Origin of the sequence: Erwinia sp. S43, from assembly GCF_016624745.1 — a bacterium.
Taxonomy (GTDB): Bacteria; Pseudomonadota; Gammaproteobacteria; order Enterobacterales; family Enterobacteriaceae; genus Erwinia; species Erwinia coffeiphila.
Genome location: NZ_JACVTX010000021.1, coordinates 31968 through 49130, shown reverse-complemented (window position 1 = coordinate 49130; position 17163 = coordinate 31968). Strand labels below are relative to the sequence as shown.

13 protein-coding genes and 1 pseudogene are annotated in these 17163 nt (G+C 57.0%); 9 read left to right on the top strand and 5 right to left on the bottom strand.

All coding sequences use genetic code 11. From position 1 onward, the window contains the following. Nucleotides 1-87: 87 nt before the first annotated feature. Entirely contained in the window at nucleotides 88-1113 is a 1026-nt protein-coding gene (gene mtnA / locus IBT47_RS20060; protein ID WP_200562488.1) for an S-methyl-5-thioribose-1-phosphate isomerase, read from the bottom strand. A 110-nt stretch (nucleotides 1114-1223) separates the two neighbouring features. On the opposite strand from mtnA, the gene mtnK reads away from it, so the two are divergent. Next, entirely contained in the window at nucleotides 1224-2423 is a 1200-nt protein-coding gene (gene mtnK / locus IBT47_RS20055; protein ID WP_105590700.1) for an S-methyl-5-thioribose kinase, read from the top strand. 391 nt (nucleotides 2424-2814) lie between these two features. Here mtnK and fadE read toward each other — a convergent pair. Continuing rightward, nucleotides 2815-5223, bottom strand: a pseudogene (gene fadE / locus IBT47_RS20050) (acyl-CoA dehydrogenase FadE); the annotation flags it as partial. A 218-nt stretch (nucleotides 5224-5441) separates the two neighbouring features. Between fadE and lpcA the strand changes: the two are divergent. Next, nucleotides 5442-6020, top strand: coding sequence for a D-sedoheptulose 7-phosphate isomerase (gene lpcA / locus IBT47_RS20045; protein ID WP_105590702.1), 579 nt, complete (start codon nucleotides 5442-5444; stop codon nucleotides 6018-6020). Nucleotides 6021-6101: 81 nt separating this feature from the next. Further along, a complete protein-coding gene (locus IBT47_RS20040; protein ID WP_105590703.1) occupies nucleotides 6102-6869 on the top strand; it encodes a class II glutamine amidotransferase in 768 nt (255 codons plus the stop codon). On the opposite strand, the gene dpaA is transcribed toward IBT47_RS20040, so the two are convergent. Next, nucleotides 6840-7574, bottom strand: a complete 735-nt coding sequence (dpaA, locus tag IBT47_RS20035) for a peptidoglycan meso-diaminopimelic acid protein amidase (RefSeq protein WP_200562481.1) — start codon at nucleotides 7572-7574, stop codon at nucleotides 6840-6842. The two genes, IBT47_RS20040 and dpaA, sit on opposite strands and share 30 nt — an antisense overlap. Nucleotides 7575-7800: 226 nt before the next feature. Between dpaA and dinB the strand changes: the two genes are divergently transcribed. Then, on the top strand, nucleotides 7801-8856 hold the full coding sequence (gene dinB, locus IBT47_RS20030; protein WP_105590705.1) for a DNA polymerase IV: 1056 nt from the start codon (nucleotides 7801-7803) through the stop codon (nucleotides 8854-8856). 217 nt (nucleotides 8857-9073) lie between these two features. On the opposite strand, the gene pepD is transcribed toward dinB, so the two are convergent. Next, nucleotides 9074-10531 (bottom strand): beta-Ala-His dipeptidase, encoded by a 1458-nt coding sequence (gene pepD, locus IBT47_RS20025; RefSeq protein ID WP_200562478.1) that lies wholly within the window; start codon nucleotides 10529-10531, stop codon nucleotides 9074-9076. Between the two features lie 258 nt (nucleotides 10532-10789). Between pepD and gpt the strand changes: the two genes are divergently transcribed. The 3 genes from gpt to crl all read left to right on the top strand — a co-directional run bounded on the left by gpt (nucleotide 10790) and on the right by crl (nucleotide 13075). Next, nucleotides 10790-11248, top strand: coding sequence for a xanthine phosphoribosyltransferase (gene gpt / locus IBT47_RS20020; protein ID WP_105590707.1), 459 nt, complete (start codon nucleotides 10790-10792; stop codon nucleotides 11246-11248). A gap of 118 nt (nucleotides 11249-11366) precedes the next feature. After that, on the top strand, nucleotides 11367-12617 hold the full coding sequence (gene frsA, locus IBT47_RS20015) for an esterase FrsA (protein WP_105590708.1): 1251 nt from the start codon (nucleotides 11367-11369) through the stop codon (nucleotides 12615-12617). A 56-nt stretch (nucleotides 12618-12673) separates the two neighbouring features. Continuing rightward, nucleotides 12674-13075, top strand: coding sequence for a sigma factor-binding protein Crl (gene crl / locus IBT47_RS20010; protein WP_105590709.1), 402 nt, complete (start codon nucleotides 12674-12676; stop codon nucleotides 13073-13075). Nucleotides 13076-13158: 83 nt separating this feature from the next. On the opposite strand, the gene ompC is transcribed toward crl, so the two are convergent. Then, nucleotides 13159-14271 (bottom strand): porin OmpC, encoded by a 1113-nt coding sequence (gene ompC / locus IBT47_RS20005; protein ID WP_105590710.1) that lies wholly within the window; start codon nucleotides 14269-14271, stop codon nucleotides 13159-13161. Between the two features lie 301 nt (nucleotides 14272-14572). On the opposite strand from ompC, the gene proB reads away from it, so the two are divergent. Both proB and proA read left to right on the top strand, forming a co-directional pair. After that, the gene (gene proB, locus IBT47_RS20000) at nucleotides 14573-15676 is read left to right on the top strand and encodes a glutamate 5-kinase (RefSeq protein WP_200562475.1); all 1104 of its coding nucleotides are present in this window, start codon (nucleotides 14573-14575) and stop codon (nucleotides 15674-15676) included. Nucleotides 15677-15685: 9 nt separating this feature from the next. After that, complete coding sequence (proA, locus tag IBT47_RS19995) at nucleotides 15686-16939, top strand: glutamate-5-semialdehyde dehydrogenase (protein WP_105590712.1); 1254 nt, start codon at nucleotides 15686-15688, stop codon at nucleotides 16937-16939. Nucleotides 16940-17163: the final 224 nt, after the last annotated feature.

Below are 17163 nucleotides of genomic sequence, written 5' to 3'. Positions count from 1 at the left end.
TCAGCCATAGCCTTGCAGCGATCCGTGCGCAATGGGTAATGGCATTCTCGGTACAGCGGACCCTTTCCGACCCGCTGATTTAGTCCACTATACGCGTGGCTGGAAGACACCCGCAGTCACCTGCTCCGGTGTGACCACACCGGTATCCAGAACCCATCCGCTGATTAATGACGCTGGCGTAACGTCAAACGCCGGGTTGTAAACCTGTGCGCCTTCCGGTGCCCAGGTGACGTCACCGAAGCTGCCCGCCACGCCGGTCACTTCGCTGGCTGCGCGCTGCTCGATCGGAATGGCGCTGCCGTCCGGGCAGTGGCGATCCAGCGTGGTGTGCGGTGCGGCAACGTAGAACGGCACATTATGATACTGCGCCAGTACCGCCAGGCTGTAGGTGCCGATCTTATTGGCAACGTCGCCGTTGGCGGCAATGCGGTCCGCCCCGACCCAGATCGCATCAATTTTGCCCTGGGCCATCAGGCTGGCGGCCATTGAATCGCAAATAAGATGGTAGGGGACGCCGAGTTCACCCAGTTCCCACGCCGTTAAGCGCCCACCCTGCAATAAAGGACGGGTTTCATCGACCCATACACTGGCGACTTTTCCCTGCTGCCAGCCGCGGGCGATGACCCCCAGCGCGGTGCCGACGCCAGCTGTAGCCAGTCCACCGGTATTACAGTGGGTCAGCAGGCGGCTGCCGGGAACGATCAGCGTGCTGCCCGCTTCGGCGATGTTGTCACACAGCGTTTTATCCTCAGCAACCAGACGCAGCGCCTCCTCGGTCAGCGCAGTGGCATAATTGTCCTGCGCCAGCACTAACTTCATACGATCGAGATTATTCATCAGGTTAACCGCCGTCGGGCGTGAAGCGCGCAGGGTTTCCAGTGCCTCCGCAAGTTCAGCTCGCGGCATTCCCTGTTCCGCCAGCAGCGCCAGCAGCAGGCTGGCAGACAGTCCAATCAGCGGTGCACCACGCACCCGCAACGTTTTGATGTGTTCGACCAGGCTGGCCACATCGGGCGTCGGACACCAGATTTTTTTCTGCGGGAGGGCCTGCTGATCGAGTATCCACAGTTGATTGTCGCGGATCTGTAGGCTGGTGGTGCTGAGTGTCTGCATAAGTGAAATCCTGGTTGCTTTAAGGCGATACATTGTGCCAACATGGCTGATGGATGTATAGACGTCTGAACGGCTTATTAAAACGAATTTGTCTTATGGGGGTTAGGTTAATGTCGCAATACCGTACGTTCACCGCAGCGGATGCCGTGGAATATGCTCGCCAGTTTGGCGGCGTGGATAATCCTGACAGCCTGGTTGATTCGCTGGAAGTGGGCGATGGTAATCTTAACCTGGTGTTTAAGATTTTCGATACCCAGGGCGTGAGCCGGATTATCGTCAAGCAGGCGCTGCCTTACGTCCGCTGCGTGGGTGAATCCTGGCCACTGACGCTGGACCGGGCAAGGCTGGAAGCGGAAACCCTGATTGAGCACGGCAAGTTTTGCCCGGAACACACGGTTAAGATCCTGCACTACGATGCCGATCTGGCGGTGATGGTGATGGAGGATCTCTCCGATCACGCCATCTGGCGCGGCGAGCTGGTAAAAGGGAAAAACTATCCTCTGGCCGCGACGCAGCTGGGCGGTTACCTGGCGCAGACGCTGTTCCATACCTCTGATTTCTTCCAGCATCCCTATCAGAAGAAAAAGGACGTGATCCGTTTTACTAACCCGGAACTGTGCGACATCACCGAGGAGCTGTTCTTCAATGAACCCTATGAGCAGCACGATCGCAACGCCTATCCGCGTGAGCTGGAGCGCCTGGCCGAAGCCCTGCGCGACGATGAAGAGCTGAAAGTGGCGGTTGCCGGGCTGAAGCATCGTTTCTTCAGTAATGCCGAAGCGCTGCTGCACGGGGATATTCACAGCGGCTCGATTTTCGTTGCCGAAGGCCGCCTGAAGGTGATCGACGCCGAGTTTGGTTTCTATGGCCCGATTGGTTTTGATATCGGCACGGCGATCGGTAACCTGCTGATTAGCTACTGCGCTGCGCCGGGATTGCTGGTGCCAAGAGAAGCGGCCGATGCACGCGAACAGCGCCTGAACGACGTGCGCGATACCTGGAATAGCTTTGCCGAAGGCTTCCTGGCGCTGGCCGCCGAGAAGAGTACCGATCGCGCGCTGGCGACGCCGGGATACGCGCGTGAGTTCCTCGGTAAGGTGTGGAGTGACACTATCGGCTACTGCGGCACCGAGCTGATCCGCCGTACCGTCGGCATGTCGCAGGTCGCCGATATTAAAAACATCGATGACCGTGCGATGCAGGTGGAGTGCGTGCGCCAGGCGATTACCCTCGGCCGCAGCCTGATCCTGCTGGCTAACCACGTGCCGGATATTGATGCGCTGATTATGCGTATCCGCCAGAATGGCTGAATGCTGAATGCTGAATGCTGAATGCTGAATGCTGAATGCTGAATGCTGATGGCATGGGCAGGTTGCCCGTCGCTGTAGCATGTGGAGCAGCTTAGTCAGCGAAATAAAAACGCCAACCCTTGCAGGCTGGCGTTTTTTTATTGCGCGTTTCTGATGCGGTTGAGCTGCCTGACAAAGGTAACCGCCAGGCAGCATCGTCAGGCCGTCAAATGCAGGCAACCTGAAGCTACGCCGCTTCGGTTTTACCCGCCCCCTGCTGCTTTACCGTAGCGGGGTTCTCCAACGTGACCGTGGCTGCATCATCCTGCTTGCCCGATTGAGCCTGTACTGTCGCCGAAGATTCCCCAGACTTAGCGGATTTATCCAGCGCGACCTTATCCGAACCCTCGGCTTTCACCGGACGGGTTGCCAGCGCGTCGGCCTCGAATTCGTCGACGTTAATGGAACGCAGGCGACTGGCCTCGGCGCGAATCAGGACGTCAGCTTCGGCTTTGGTCAGCCACCCGGTCTGCTGACCTTCGGCGGCCAGCACGTCCAGGCGGGTGAACGGCAGGTGCTTTTTCTGCTCTTTCGAGACGCGTTCGTGAATCACTTCTGCCGCCATCACATCGGTTAATGCCTGCTCCAGCTGGCCCGCCGGATTGTGTTCGCTCGGTGCCAGGTACTGACCCCGTCCCAGACGGCTGCGGGTAGCCGAAGGCAGCTGCAGAATACGCGCCAGCTGGTGGTCCAGGCGATCGGACGGTGCGCGGCAGTGGCGGCCGGTTGGGAAGATCACCACGCGAAGCAGGCCCGCTACCATTCTGTTCGGGAAGTTACGCAGCAGATCGTCAATCGCCGTTTCAGCCTGATTCAGCGCATCCTGCACGCCCCAGTGCACCAGCGGCAGATCGGCTTCGTTACGGCCCTCATCGTCGTAGCGCTTCAGCGCCGCCGAGGCGAGGTAAAGCTGGCTGAGAATATCGCCCAGGCGCGCCGAGATACGTTCACGGCGCTTCAGGCTACCGCCGAGTACCGACATCGAAACATCTGACAGCAGGGCGAGGTTAGCGCTGATGCGGTTCAGATGCTGATAGTAGCGGCGAGTGGCATCGCGGGTTGGCGAGGCGCTGGTCAGGCCGCCGGTCAGTCCCAGCCACAGGCTGCGCATTTTGTTGCTGCCTACGTGGCCGATATGTTTAAACAGCGCCCGGTCAAAGGCCGCCACGTCGTTATTCTGCGCGGCTTCCATCTCCTCCAGCACGTAAGGGTGGCAGCGAATCGCCCCCTGGCCGAAGATGATCATGCTGCGGGTCAGAATGTTCGCGCCTTCAACGGTGATCGCAATCGGTGCGCCCTGATAGGCGCGGGCGAGGAAGTTACTGTTGCCGAGCATAATGCCCTTGCCCCCGGCGATATCCATCGCATCCATAATCGCCCGCTGGCCGCGGTGGGTGCAGTGGTATTTCACAATCGCCGACAGCACCGCCGGTTTTTCTCCCTGCATAATGCCGTAGGTAATCAGCGACGCGGCGGCATCCATCACATAGGCGTTACCGGCAATGCGCGCCAGCGGCTCTTCAATCCCTTCCATCTTGCCGATCGGCAGGCGGAACTGGCGGCGGATATGGGCGTAGGCACCAATCGCCAGTGCAATGCTCTTCAGGCTGCCGGTGGAGTTTGACGGCAGGGTAATACCGCGACCGACGGAGAGGCATTCAACCAACATCCGCCAGCCCTGACCGGCCATTACCGGACCACCGATAATAAAATCAATCGGCACAAAGATGTCTTTACCACGCGTCGGGCCGTTCTGGAACGGCACGTTAAGCGGGAAGTGGCGGGTGCCGATTTCCACGCCCGGGGTTTGGGTCGGGATCAGCGCACAGGTGATGCCCAGTTCTTCGGTGTTGCCCAGCAGACGATCTGGATCAGACAGTTTGAACGCCAGTCCCAGCACTGTGGCAACCGGGGCCAGGGTAATGTAGCGTTTGTTCCAGGTCAGGCGCATGCCTAGCACCTGCTCGCCCTGCCAGTCGCCCATGCAGACCACACCGGTATCGGGGATTGCCCCGGCATCGGAGCCCGCTTCCGGGCTGGTCAGCGCAAAGCAGGGGATCTCATCGCCGCGCGCCAGGCGGGGCAGATAGTGATTTTTCTGTTCTTCAGTACCGTAGTGCTGCAGCAGTTCACCGGGGCCGAGGGAGTTAGGCACGCCGACGGTGATCGCCAGAATACCGGACACACCGGCCAGCTTTTGCAGAACCTGCGCCTGTGCGTAGGCGGAAAACTCCAGCCCGCCGTACTCTTTCTTAATGATCATCGCAAAGAAACGATGCTGTTTCAGGAAGGCCCACAGTTCCGGCGGCAGGTCGGCCATTTCATGGGTAATTTCGAAGTCATTGGCCATGCGGCAGGCTTCTTCAACCGGGCCGCTAAGAAATGCCTGCTCTTCTTCGGTCAGGCGCGGCTGCGGATAGTTGTGCAGCTTTTTCCAGTCCGGCGCGCCGCGGAACAGATCGCCTTCCCACCAGGTTGTCCCGGCGTCGATGGCTTCTTTTTCAGTACGCGACATCGGCGGCATCACCTTGCGGAAAGTATTCAGCACCGGCTTACCAAACATCGCCTGGCGCATCGGCAGCAGGTTAAGCGGCAGCAGGATGATAGCCAGCGGAACCAGCAGCCAGAAGGTCCACAGGCCGACAAGGCTGAGAACGGCGGTCCACGCCAGCAAGGCGATACTGCCAGCCAGAAGGTTAACGCGGTGATAAAACAGGGCACCAATCAGCACGATTGTCGCCACAATACTGAGAACCATCATAACGTGCGCTCCGTAAGTAGTAAGAGGTCCGACCTGTTGGTTATATGTTTAGATTAGCGCTGGCTCAGATGCAATCTGTTTACATAATAATTACAACCTGGCTCACAAAGCGCCGCACATCCGGGTAAACCTCGCAAGCGAAAGGGAGATTGCTTCACGGCCTTCTGGCAAGTTGATAAACTTAAGCCGTCACTTATTCCTAAAAAGGATCTCTCCCTATGTACCAGGACATCATTCGCGCCGAGCTAAATGAAGCCGCCGACACGCTGAATAAGTTTTTAAGCGATGACGCTAACATCCATGCCATTCAGCGGGCGGCCGTGCTGCTGGCCGATTCCTTTAAGGCGGGTGGTAAGGTGCTTTCCTGCGGTAACGGCGGTTCACACTGCGATGCCATGCACTTTGCTGAAGAGCTGACCGGCCGCTATCGTGAAAACCGTCCGGGCTATCCGGCGATTGCGATCTCTGACGTCAGCCATATCTCCTGCGTGGGCAATGACTTTGGCTTTGACGCCATCTTCTCCCGCTATGTTGAAGCGGTAGGTCAGGCGGGTGATGTTCTGCTGGGGATCTCCACTTCCGGCAATTCCGCCAACGTGATTAAAGCGATTGAAGCTGCCCGTGCCAAAGGGATGAAGGTGATCACCCTGACCGGTAAAGACGGTGGGAAAATGGACGGTTCGGCAGATGTTGAAATCCGCGTGCCGCACTTTGGTTTTGCCGATCGCATTCAGGAGATCCACATTAAAGTGATTCATATCCTGATCCTGCTGATCGAAAAAGAGATGGCGAAGTAATCCCTGCCGTTGCCCGCAGGCGCTGCTGCGCGGCGGGCACTCCACGGTTATCCGTTTCAAGGTTGTTGACGAGGAATCACTATGTGCGAACTGCTCGGGATGAGCGCGAACGTCCCGACGGACATCTGTTTTAGCTTTACCGGGCTGGTGCAGCGCGGTGGCGGAACGGGTCCGCATAAAGATGGCTGGGGTATTACCTTCTACGAGGGTAAAGGCTGCCGCACATTTAAAGATCCGCAACCGAGCTTCCAGTCGCCGATTGCGCGTCTGGTGCAGGATTACCCGATCAAGTCGTGTTCGGTGGTGGCGCATATACGCCAGGCCAACCGCGGCGAAGTGTCGCTGGAAAACACGCATCCTTTCACCCGCGAACTGTGGGGCCGCAACTGGACCTATGCCCATAACGGTCAGCTGAAAGGCTACAAGAATCTGGATACCGGGCCTTACCGACCGATCGGCGAAACCGACAGCGAGCTGGCCTTCTGCTGGCTGCTGCATAAGCTGACCACGCGTTATCCGCGTACGCCGGGCAACTGGCCTGCGGTGTTCCGCTATATCGCCGAACTGGCGGGGGAGCTAAGGGAGAAGGGCGTATTCAATATGCTGCTGTCGGACGGTCGCTATCTGATGGCATTCTGTTCCACCAATCTGTTTTGGATCACCCGTCGTGCGCCGTTTGGCAAAGCAAAGCTGCTGGATCAGGATGTGGAAATTGATTTTCAGAAGCAGACCACGCCGAATGACGTGGTCACGGTGATAGCAACGCAGCCGCTAACGGCTAACGAAACCTGGAACAAGATTGCCCCAGGCGAGTGGGCGCTATTTTGTCTGGGTGAGCGCCAGAGCTGAATCTGGTGCACCTGTGCCGCTCATCATCGGGCGGCTCAGTACATATTTACCGCCGCTGACGCTCACTGACGGCGGCTGTTTGGTCTGCACAAACTGCGTATAGCCCGGCTGCAGCTCTTTCCAGAAGCTGAAATAGGTCGAGTAACGGTGGCGCTGCATATTGCTTTCGGTCATGCGGAAGGGATAAATGCTGACATCAACGCGCTGCTGGCCGTTACGCAGGGCGGCTTCCACATAGTGATAAATTTCGTCCATATAGGCATCGGTCATGGCATAGCAGCCAATTGACACGCAGTTGCCGTGGATCATCAGATACTTCCCTTCATAACCCTGCTGGCGGTCATATTCATTCGGGAAGCCGACGTTAATCGCACGATAAAAGCGGCTGTCCGGCTTAAGCTGGGAAAGCCCGACAGTGTAAAAACCTTCCGGGCTTTTAAAATCGCCCTGGCGACGTTTTGGCCCCAGTCCGCCGGAAAAATTACAGATGCGATAGCTGTCGAGCAGGCGATATTCGTTACCGATCTTGCCGTAAAGCTCGAGAGTGCGTTCTTCTTTAAAGATCTGCAGATACACCGGTGTACCCAGCAGTTGTTTCTTTAACTCTTTGCTGACCGGCGCCAGTGGCTGTACCGCATCGGGTACGCTGGCAAAGACAACGGCAGGCAGAAAAATCATCGCAAACAGCAGTGCGATTTTGGCCATTCTTGTTCCCTTGAAAAAGAGGGTGGAGTGCAACGCCGAAAGGCGTCTGTTTCTTGCAATATAGGACAATTCCGCTATCGCGGCGATACCATAGCATTGTCTATTTTTTTCTCAAGATTAGAAAGATTAAATACCTTAATACCCGCCATGATTGCGGGTGAACCGACATTTATTGATATCGCCTGATTTAACTGTATACTTATACAGTGCATTGTCGGGGGGCATTATGCGTAAGATCATTCACGTTGATATGGACTGTTTTTTTGCCGCAGTAGAAATGCGTGACGATCCCAGCCTGCGCGATATCCCGATTGCGATTGGCGGCAGCCGGGTGGCACGTGGAGTGATCAGCACCGCCAACTATCCTGCACGCAAATATGGTGTGCGCAGCGCGATGCCAACGGCCATGGCCTTAAAACTTTGCCCCCATCTTAAAGTGATCCCCGGGCGCTATGACGCTTATAAAGAGGCCAGCGCCCATATCCGTGAAATTTTCTCCCGCTATACCTCGCTGATCGAACCGCTGTCGCTGGATGAAGCCTATCTTGACGTATCCGACAGCCCCCACTGCCAGGGGTCGGCGACGCTGATGGCGCGGGAAATCCGCCAGACTATCCAGCAGGAGCTAAACCTGACCGCTTCTGCCGGCGTGGCACCGATTAAATTCCTCGCCAAAATCGCCTCTGATATCAATAAACCTAACGGCCAGTGCGTGATCACCCCCGAGGAGATGCCCGACTTTCTGCTGGCCCTGCCGCTGGCAAAAATTCCCGGCGTCGGCAAAGTGACCGCCCGCAAGCTGGAAGAGCTGGGGCTGAATACCTGTGCCGATGTGCAAAAAAGCGATCTGGCAATGCTGCTCAGGCGGTTTGGTAAATTTGGTCGCGTGCTGTGGGAGCGAAGCCACGGTTTTGACGATCGAGAAGTGATCACCGAGCGCCAGCGTAAATCCCTCGGCGTGGAGCGTACGCTGTCTGAAGATATTCACGACTGGGAAGCGTGCCTGGAAATTATCGATACGCTATACGAAGAGCTGGAACGGCGGCTGATCAAAATCAAGCCGGACCGCCAGATTGCCCGTCAGGGTGTGAAGCTGAAGTTTAATGACTTCCAGCTGACCACTCAGGAACACGTCTGGCCGGAGCTGAATAAAGCCGATCTGATTGCCGTGGCGCGTAAAAGCTGGGACGAACGTCGGGGAGGGCGCGGGGTCAGGCTGGTCGGGCTGCACGTTACGCTGCTGAATCCGCAGATCGAGCGGCAGCTGCTGCTGGGGCTGTAGCGTGTGGAGAACGATTTGGCGCTGCATGATAAGAACGCTGCCACAGTGTTATGCGGCAGCGTTCATTAGATAGCGCATTCCATGGTGAACACAGGCAGAGTTCGCATACATCCTGCTTTGTGAACACTCGCATGGCTTAGCGCGGGTATTCAGCGATACGGTGTCGGCTTGCTGGCAAAGATTATCCAACCCGGGGATTCCCGGGCTGGGAATACTCTTATTTCGCCGGGATAGCCTTCAGCAGTGCCGTCAGCAGCTGCCAGTAAAGGCCAACGCTGGCGATATGCACCTGCTCATCCGGTGAGTGTGGGCCGGTAATGGTGGGGCCGATAGAGACCATATCCATTTCCGGGTACGGTTTTTTGAACAGACCGCACTCCAGACCCGCGTGAATCACCTGAATATTCGGCGTGCGGTTAAACAGCTTCTCGTAGGTTTCACGCACCAGCGCCATTACCGGGGAGGTGGCATCCGGCTGCCAGCCTGGGTAGCTGCCTTTTGCCAGGGTTTTTGCCCCTGCCAGCTGGCCGAGCGCGGTGAGCATTTCCACCACGTACTCTTTCCCGCTGTCGATCAGGGAGCGCACCAGGCTGTTGATGACCGCTTCGTCGCCTTCAAACTTCACCACGCCGACGTTCAGCGAGGTTTCCACCACGCCTTTCATCACGCCAGAGTTACGGATCACGCCGTTCGGGGTGCTGTTCAGCAGAGCAATGAAAGCATCGCGGCTTGCGGCATTCAGCGGCTGTTCGCTGCTTTCCACGGCTTCGGTCACGATAGCGATATTTTTCTCAACCAGGCTCAGTTCATTTTGCAGCGTGGTCAGGTAGCCTGCCGCCAGCGACTTCAGACGATCGACCTTATCGGCCGCAACCGCGAGGGTAGCAAACGCCTCACGCGGAATGGCGTTACGCAGCGTACCGCCGGTAAAGTCGATCAGGCGCAGGTCGAGTTCCGCCGCGTGGGCAAACAGGAAGCGCGAAAGCAGCTTGTTGGCGTTACCCAGACCGACGTGAATATCGCAGCCGGAGTGGCCGCCTTTCAGGCCTTTTAAGGTCAGTTTCAGCGTTTGGTAACCCGCTGGCAGCCCCTCGCGAGTCAGCGGCAGGGTGCTGGTAAAGTCGATACCGCCCGCGCAGCCCATATAGATCTCACCTTCCTCTTCCGAGTCGGTGTTGATCAGAATATCAGCCTGCAGCCAGCCGGCCTGAAGGCCAAATGCACCGGCCATGCCGGTTTCTTCGGTCATGGTCAGCAGCACTTCCAGCGGACCGTGCTCAACGCTGTTATCGGCTAAAACGGCCAGCGCAGAGGCCATACCAATGCCGTTATCGGCACCCAGCGTGGTTCCGCGCGCCTTCACCCACTCCCCGTCAACCCACGGTTGGATCGGATCTTTGGTGAAATCATGCACGGTATCGTTATTTTTTTGCGGCACCATATCCAGGTGCGCCTGCAGCGCCACCGGCTTGCGGTTTTCAAAGCCCGGCGTGGCCGGTTTACGAATCAGGATATTGCCGACCTGGTCACGTTCATGCCAGAACCCCTGCTCTTTGGCCCACGACATAATGTGGCTGGCCAGCGCTTCTTCATGATAAGAAGGGTGAGGAATGGAGCAAATCTTGGCAAAAATATCCCACAGCGGCTGCGGAGATAATTGAGACAATTCAGACACGTTGACTCTCCTGTGTCAGCACCACCGGCCGCCATCAAGGCAGGGGCGTGCGTTAAATTCGGTTGGACAATTCCCGTCAGCGGATCTGACGCGATGGGGAAATAGTATCACCGTTTATCAGACACTGCTTACTTCGCCCCGGCAAAAAAGCGGTTATCGACGCCTCTGGTGCTGGTTTTTAGCGCCTCAGATCTCTATAATTTCGCGCAACCTTTCCCATTGCACATTTTTAAGCCAGTTTCTGGTCGGGATCTTTTTATGAGTGAAAAATACGTCGTCACCTGGGACATGCTGCAGATTCATGCCCGTAAACTGGCACAGCGCCTGCTCCCTGTAGAACAGTGGCAGGGCATTATTGCCGTCAGCCGCGGTGGCCTGGTGCCTGCTGCACTGCTGGCTCGCGAGCTGGGCATTCGCCACGTTGATACCGTCTGCATCTCCAGCTACGACCACGATAATCAGCGTGAAATGAAAGTGCTGAAGCGTGCAGAAGGGGACGGCAAAGGGTTTATCGTGATTGATGACCTGGTGGACACCGGCGGCACAGCGCAGGCGATTCGCGATATGTATCCGCAGGCGCGTTTTGTCACTATCTTTGCCAAACCGGCCGGCCGCCCTCTGGTTGACGATTACATCATCGACATCCCGCAAAACACCTGGATTGAGCAGCCATGGGATATGGGCGTTGCCTACATTCCGCCCATTGTTAAAAACTGATTGATGCTGCTCAATGCGCGCCCGGTTTTACCGGGCGCGTCTGTTTTTATCCTTCGCGTGCGAGCTGTGGCTACGATAGACTGGATATCTGTCCAGAATGCCGGAGGAACTCCCAGTCATGTCGCCGAAAAACCTCAGCGAAGAACTGTTCAAACCGCGTTTTAAGCATCCTGAAACCTCGTCGCTGGTGCGGCGTGTGCATCATCACCGCCCGATAAACATTAACTCCGCGCTGGATGGCGAAAGCCATGCTGGCTGGTATCGCATGATTAACCGCCTGCTGTGGACCTGGCGAGGGCTGACGCCGCAGGAAATCAGCGAAGTACTGGCACGCATTGCGGTCAGCCGGGTGGAGCATACCGACGATCGGCTGCTGGATACGGTAATTGGCTATCGCAGCGGCAACTGGATTTATGAATGGTCAAAGCAGGCGGCACAGTGGCAGCAAAAGGCCAGCGAATGTGAAGACGATCTGCTGTCCGGCCAGCACTGGCTGCACGCGGCGAATCTGTACAGCCTGGCGGGCTATCCCTATCTGAAAGAAGACGAACTGGCCGAGCAGGCACAGCTGCTGGCGAACCGAGCCTATCAGGAAGCGACCAGCCGCCTGTCTGGCGAACTGCGCGAGCTGACGTTCAACATTCCCGATGGCAGCCCGGTCACCGGCTTCCTGCATATGCCGCCGGGCGTATCGGCACCCTATCCGACGGTGATGCTGTGCGCTAACCTCGATTCGCTGCAAAGCGATCACTACCGCCTTTTCCATGACTATCTCGCGCCGCGCGGTATCGCCATGCTGACTCTCGACGTTCCGTCGGTGGGCTTTTCGGCCAAATGGAAGCTAACGCATGATTCCAGCTTCCTGCATCAGCACGTACTACGCCAGCTCGAGCAGGTGGCGTGGGTCGATCATACCCGTGTAGCCGCTTTCGGTTTCCGCTTCGGTGCGAACGTTGCCGTCCGTTTAGCTTATCTTGAACCTCAGCGTCTGCGTGCGGTGGCCTGCCTTGGCCCCATCGTTCATAGCCTGCTGAGTGATATCGCCCTTCAGGATCGGGTCCCGGAAATGTATATGGATATGCTGGCCAGCCGTCTGGGGATGTCCAGCACCTCCGACAGCGCCCTGCGTATTGAGCTGAGCCGCTTCTCGCTCAAGCTTCAGGGACTGCTGGGGCGCCGCTGTACCGTGCCGATGCTTTCCGGCTATTGGGCTAACGATCCGTTCAGCCCGGAGGAGGAGTCACGCGCTATTGTGAACTCCTCCGTCAGCGGCAAGTTATTACCAATTAAACCCTCGCCCTCAATGAATAATTTCGACCGTGGCCTGCGCGATATTTGCGACTGGCTGGCCCGGCAGTTAAGCGCATGAGTTGCTAAAATCCATGATTTTGCTACAACTATAGGCCCAACCAAGGAGGTTTAACGATGACGTTACCGAGTGGACATCCTAAGAGCCGTTTAATGAAACGCTTTGGCTCTTTAGGCCCTTACATCCGTGAGAACAAGTGTGAAGGCGATCGCTTTTTCTTCGACTGTCTGGCAGTTTGCGTCAATGTGAAACCTGCACCGGAAGAACGAGAATTCTGGGGCTGGTGGATGGAACTGGAAGCGCAGGCGGACCATTTCACCTATGAGTACTACTTTGGTCTGTTTGACAAGGAAGGCAACTGGAAGCCGACAGCCGTAAAGGGTAAGGATAACAATGCCCGCCTCGAAGAGACGTTACGTAATTTCCATGAACGCCTGAAGGCCGTGCTGGTTGAACTGGAACTGGATTTGCGTCCTGCGGCTGATTTTGCCGAGGAGCCGGTAAAGTTGAGTGCCTGATTCAATCTGAGAATAAGAAAAGGCTGGATAATTCCAGCCTTTGTTTTAAGTAGACACAGCGAGGGGTGGTACAGTTTTACAACTTAGAACTGGTAAACCAGACCAACAGCGACAACGTCGTCGGTGTTCAGAGACAGTTTGTTGTCGTCTTTCAGCTGGTTAATTTTGTAGTCAACATAGGCGTTCATATTCTTGTTGAAGTAATAGGTTGCGCCCACATCGATGTATTTCACTAAATCTTCATTACCGATACCGTTCTCGATATCTTTACCTTTGGTCTGGATATAGCCCAGTGATGGACGCAGACCGAAGTCGAACTGGTACTGCGCCAGCAGTTCCACGTTCTGAGTTTTGTTCGCCATGCCGCTGACGGAAGAACCAGTTACGGTGCTGGTGCCGCTGATTGGCGTCATGTTGCGGGTTTCAGAGTAGATCGCTGCCAGATACAGGTTGTTGGCATCGTACTTCAGGCCCGTACCCCAGGAATCCGCTTTGTCGCCGTGACCGTAAGCCTGAGCCTGCTGCTGGTTAGTACGGTCAGAAGAGGTGTAGGCACCGCTGATGCTCACGCCGCTGTCGCCCAGTGCGTAAACCAGTGAACCGCCGTAACCGTCGCCGTTCTGGCGTGCTACGCTGGTACGGTCGTTAGCGCCGCCCGCATCGTTTTTACCCTGATACTGCAGGGCGAACTTCAGGCCATCAACCAGGCCGAAGAAGTTGGTGTTACGGTAGGTCAGCACGCCGGTAGTACGCGCGGTCATGAAGTTGTCGGTACGTGCAGTACCGTCACCACCGAACTCTGGGAACATATCGGTCCAGGCTTCCACATCGTACAGTACGCCGTAGTTACGGCCGTAGTCGACGGAGCCGTAGCTGCCGAATTTCAGACCAGCGAAGCCCAGACGGGTTTTGTTACCGGTCTGTGCGTCGGTGCTCTCAGTGTTGTTGGTGTTGAACTGGTATTCCCACTGACCGTAACCGGTCATCAGGTCGTTAATCTGGGTCTGGCCCTTGAAGCCAAGACGAACGTAAGATTTGTCGCCGTTGTTTCCAGCGCTGTCGCTGAAGTAGTGCAGGCCTTTCACTTTGCCGTACAGGTCCAGCTTGTTGCCGTCTTTATTGTAAACTTCAGCAGCCTGAGCGGCGGTGGACAGGGCCAGTGCGGCGGTTAAAATTGCCAGTGCGCTTTTCTTCATTGCTATCAATCCCGAAAGAGTAAAGTTTATGTCCCTTCATATTCCAGACGGCTGCGGGGCAGACTTCGACTGAACTACTTTGGGCTAAGTGGCCCGGAGGCTCTTCTAAGGCAGGAACGTTTTACCTTTTCTCTATTAAAGTTTTATTACAGTTTTAAACATTTCTTGTTAATCACGAACTTTTCGACTAGCGAATGGTCAGGGCTTTTTCACGCTTTTCCCCGCCTGGCTGTTGGCTTCCTGCACGACTCCTGTTAAAACGTTTCTTTGCACTCTTTTATGACAAAAACGGCAGGAAATAATGAGCAGCAGCCAGACCCTGGTGGTGAAACTGGGGACCAGCGTACTGACCGGCGGATCGCGTCGGTTAAATCGGGCACATATCGTTGAGCTGGTGCGTCAGTGCGCACAGCAACATGCGGCTGGCCACCGGATTGTAATAGTGACCTCGGGCGCGATGGCGGCCGGGCGAGAGCATCTGGGCTACCCCGAACTGCCACCTACCATCGCCTCAAAGCAGCTGCTGGCTGCGGTGGGGCAGAGTCGTTTGATCCAGCTGTGGGAACAGCTGTTTTCCATCTACGGCATTCATATCGGTCAGATGCTGCTGACTCGTGCCGACCTGGAAGATCGCGAGCGTTTTCTTAACGCCCGCGACACCATGCGCGCGCTGCTCGATAACCATATCGTCCCGGTCATTAATGAGAATGACGCGGTGGCGACCGCCGAGATCAAAGTGGGCGATAACGATAACCTGTCGGCGCTGGCGGCGATTCTGGCCGGTGCTGATAAGCTGCTGCTGCTGACCGATCAGCAGGGCCTGTTTACCGCCGATCCGCGCAATAACCCGGAAGCGGAGCTGATTAGCGACGTTCATGCCATTGATGACGCGCTGCGTGCGCTGGCCGGGGACAGTGTTTCCGGGCTGGGCACCGGCGGCATGACCACCAAACTGCAGGCCGCCGACGTTGCCTGCCGCGCGGGCATCGACACCATCATTGCCGCAGGCAGCCGCCCGGGCGTGATCGGTGATGTGATCGCCGCAACGCCGGTCGGTACGCGTTTCCACGCTTTTGCCACCCCGCTGGAAAACCGCAAGCGCTGGATCTTCGGTGCGCCGCCTGCCGGTGAGCTGGTGGTGGATGACGGTGCGCTGTCCGCCATTCTGGAGCGCGGCAGCTCGCTGCTGCCGAAGGGGATTCGTGAGATCAGCGGCAACTTCTCCCGTGGTGAAGTGATCCGCATCCGCAGCCTGCAGGGGCGCGATGTCGCCCACGGCGTGTCGCGCTATAACAGCGACGCTATGCGGATGATTGCCGGACATCACTCCCAGCAGATTAGCGATATTTTAGGTTATGAATATGGTCCGGTTGCCGTGCACCGCGACGATATGATTGTCAGCTAAGGAATACCAATGCTTGAGCAAATGGGTAAAGCGGCCAAGGCCGCGTCATATCAGCTTTCGGTGCTGTCTACCGAACAAAAAAATCAGGTACTGCTGACGATTGCCGACAGCCTGGAAGCGCAAAGCGCAGAGATTCTGGCAGCTAACGAGCTGGATCTGGCCGATGCGCGCCAGAACGGCATGAGCGCGGCTTTGCTGGACCGCCTGATGCTGAATCAGGCACGCCTGAAAGGCATTGCCGACGACGTGCGTCAGGTGTGCCATCTGGCCGATCCGGTGGGCGTGGTGATTGACGGCGGTAAGTTGGATAGCGGTCTGCGCATTGAGCGTCGCCGCGTGCCGCTCGGCGTGGTGGGCGTGATTTATGAAGCGCGCCCAAACGTTACCGTTGACGTTGCCAGCCTGTGTCTGAAAACCGGTAACGCGGTGATCCTGCGCGGCGGTAAAGAGACCTATCGGACTAATGCCGCTACCGTACGGGTGATCCAGAATGCCTTGCAGCAGCATGGCCTGCCTGCCGGTGCGGTTCAGGCGATTGAAAGCCCGGACCGCGAGCTGGTCAATCAGCTGCTGAAGCTGGATCGCTACGTGGATATGCTGATCCCACGCGGCGGTGCCGGTTTACACAAGCTGTGCCGTGAAAATTCAACCATTCCGGTGATCACCGGCGGTATCGGCGTTTGCCATATCTATGTCGATCGCAGTATCGAGCAGGAAGCGGCGCTGAAGGTGATCGTTAACGCCAAGAAGCAGCGCCCAAGCGCCTGCAATTCGGTGGAAACCCTGCTGATTGATGCTGCCATTGCCGACAGTTTCCTGCCGGTGCTGAGCGCGCGGATGGCGGAAGAGGGCATTACTCTGCATGCCGATCCGCGTTCGCTGCCGCTGCTGGAAAACGGCCCGGCAAGCGTCAGTGCGGTGACCGATGCCCAGTACCGCGATGAGTGGCTGGCGCTGGATCTGAACGTGAAGCTGGTGGACGATCTGGATGAGGGCATCGCCCATATTCGCGAGTACGGCACGCAGCATTCCGATGCGATCCTGACGCGCACCATTCAGCATGCCGATCGTTTCGTTAACGAGGTGGATTCTTCGGCGGTGTATGTGAATGCCAGCACCCGCTTTACCGACGGTGGTCAGTTTGGTCTGGGGGCCGAGGTGGCGGTGAGCACGCAGAAGCTGCACGCTCGCGGCCCGATGGGGCTGGAAGCGTTAACCACGTACAAGTGGGTGGCGTTTGGGGATGATACGATCCGCGGGTGATTAGCTGGAGCCTTAGTCAGCCGGGACTTTAGCTTTTGTGTCGTCTGACGGTTTGATTCCGTGTTGGCAGGGTTTGGAGACTGCGCAGGCTGGCAGCTCCTCCGTCGGGCGGGTCCTCGCGCCGCTATGCGGTGCCTTCACTCCGTTCGTCAGCCGGGCGGACCGCCACAGACGCGCGTCCTGCGCGGCTGTGCCTTTCGCCCACGTCCGTGTGGGCGAATCCT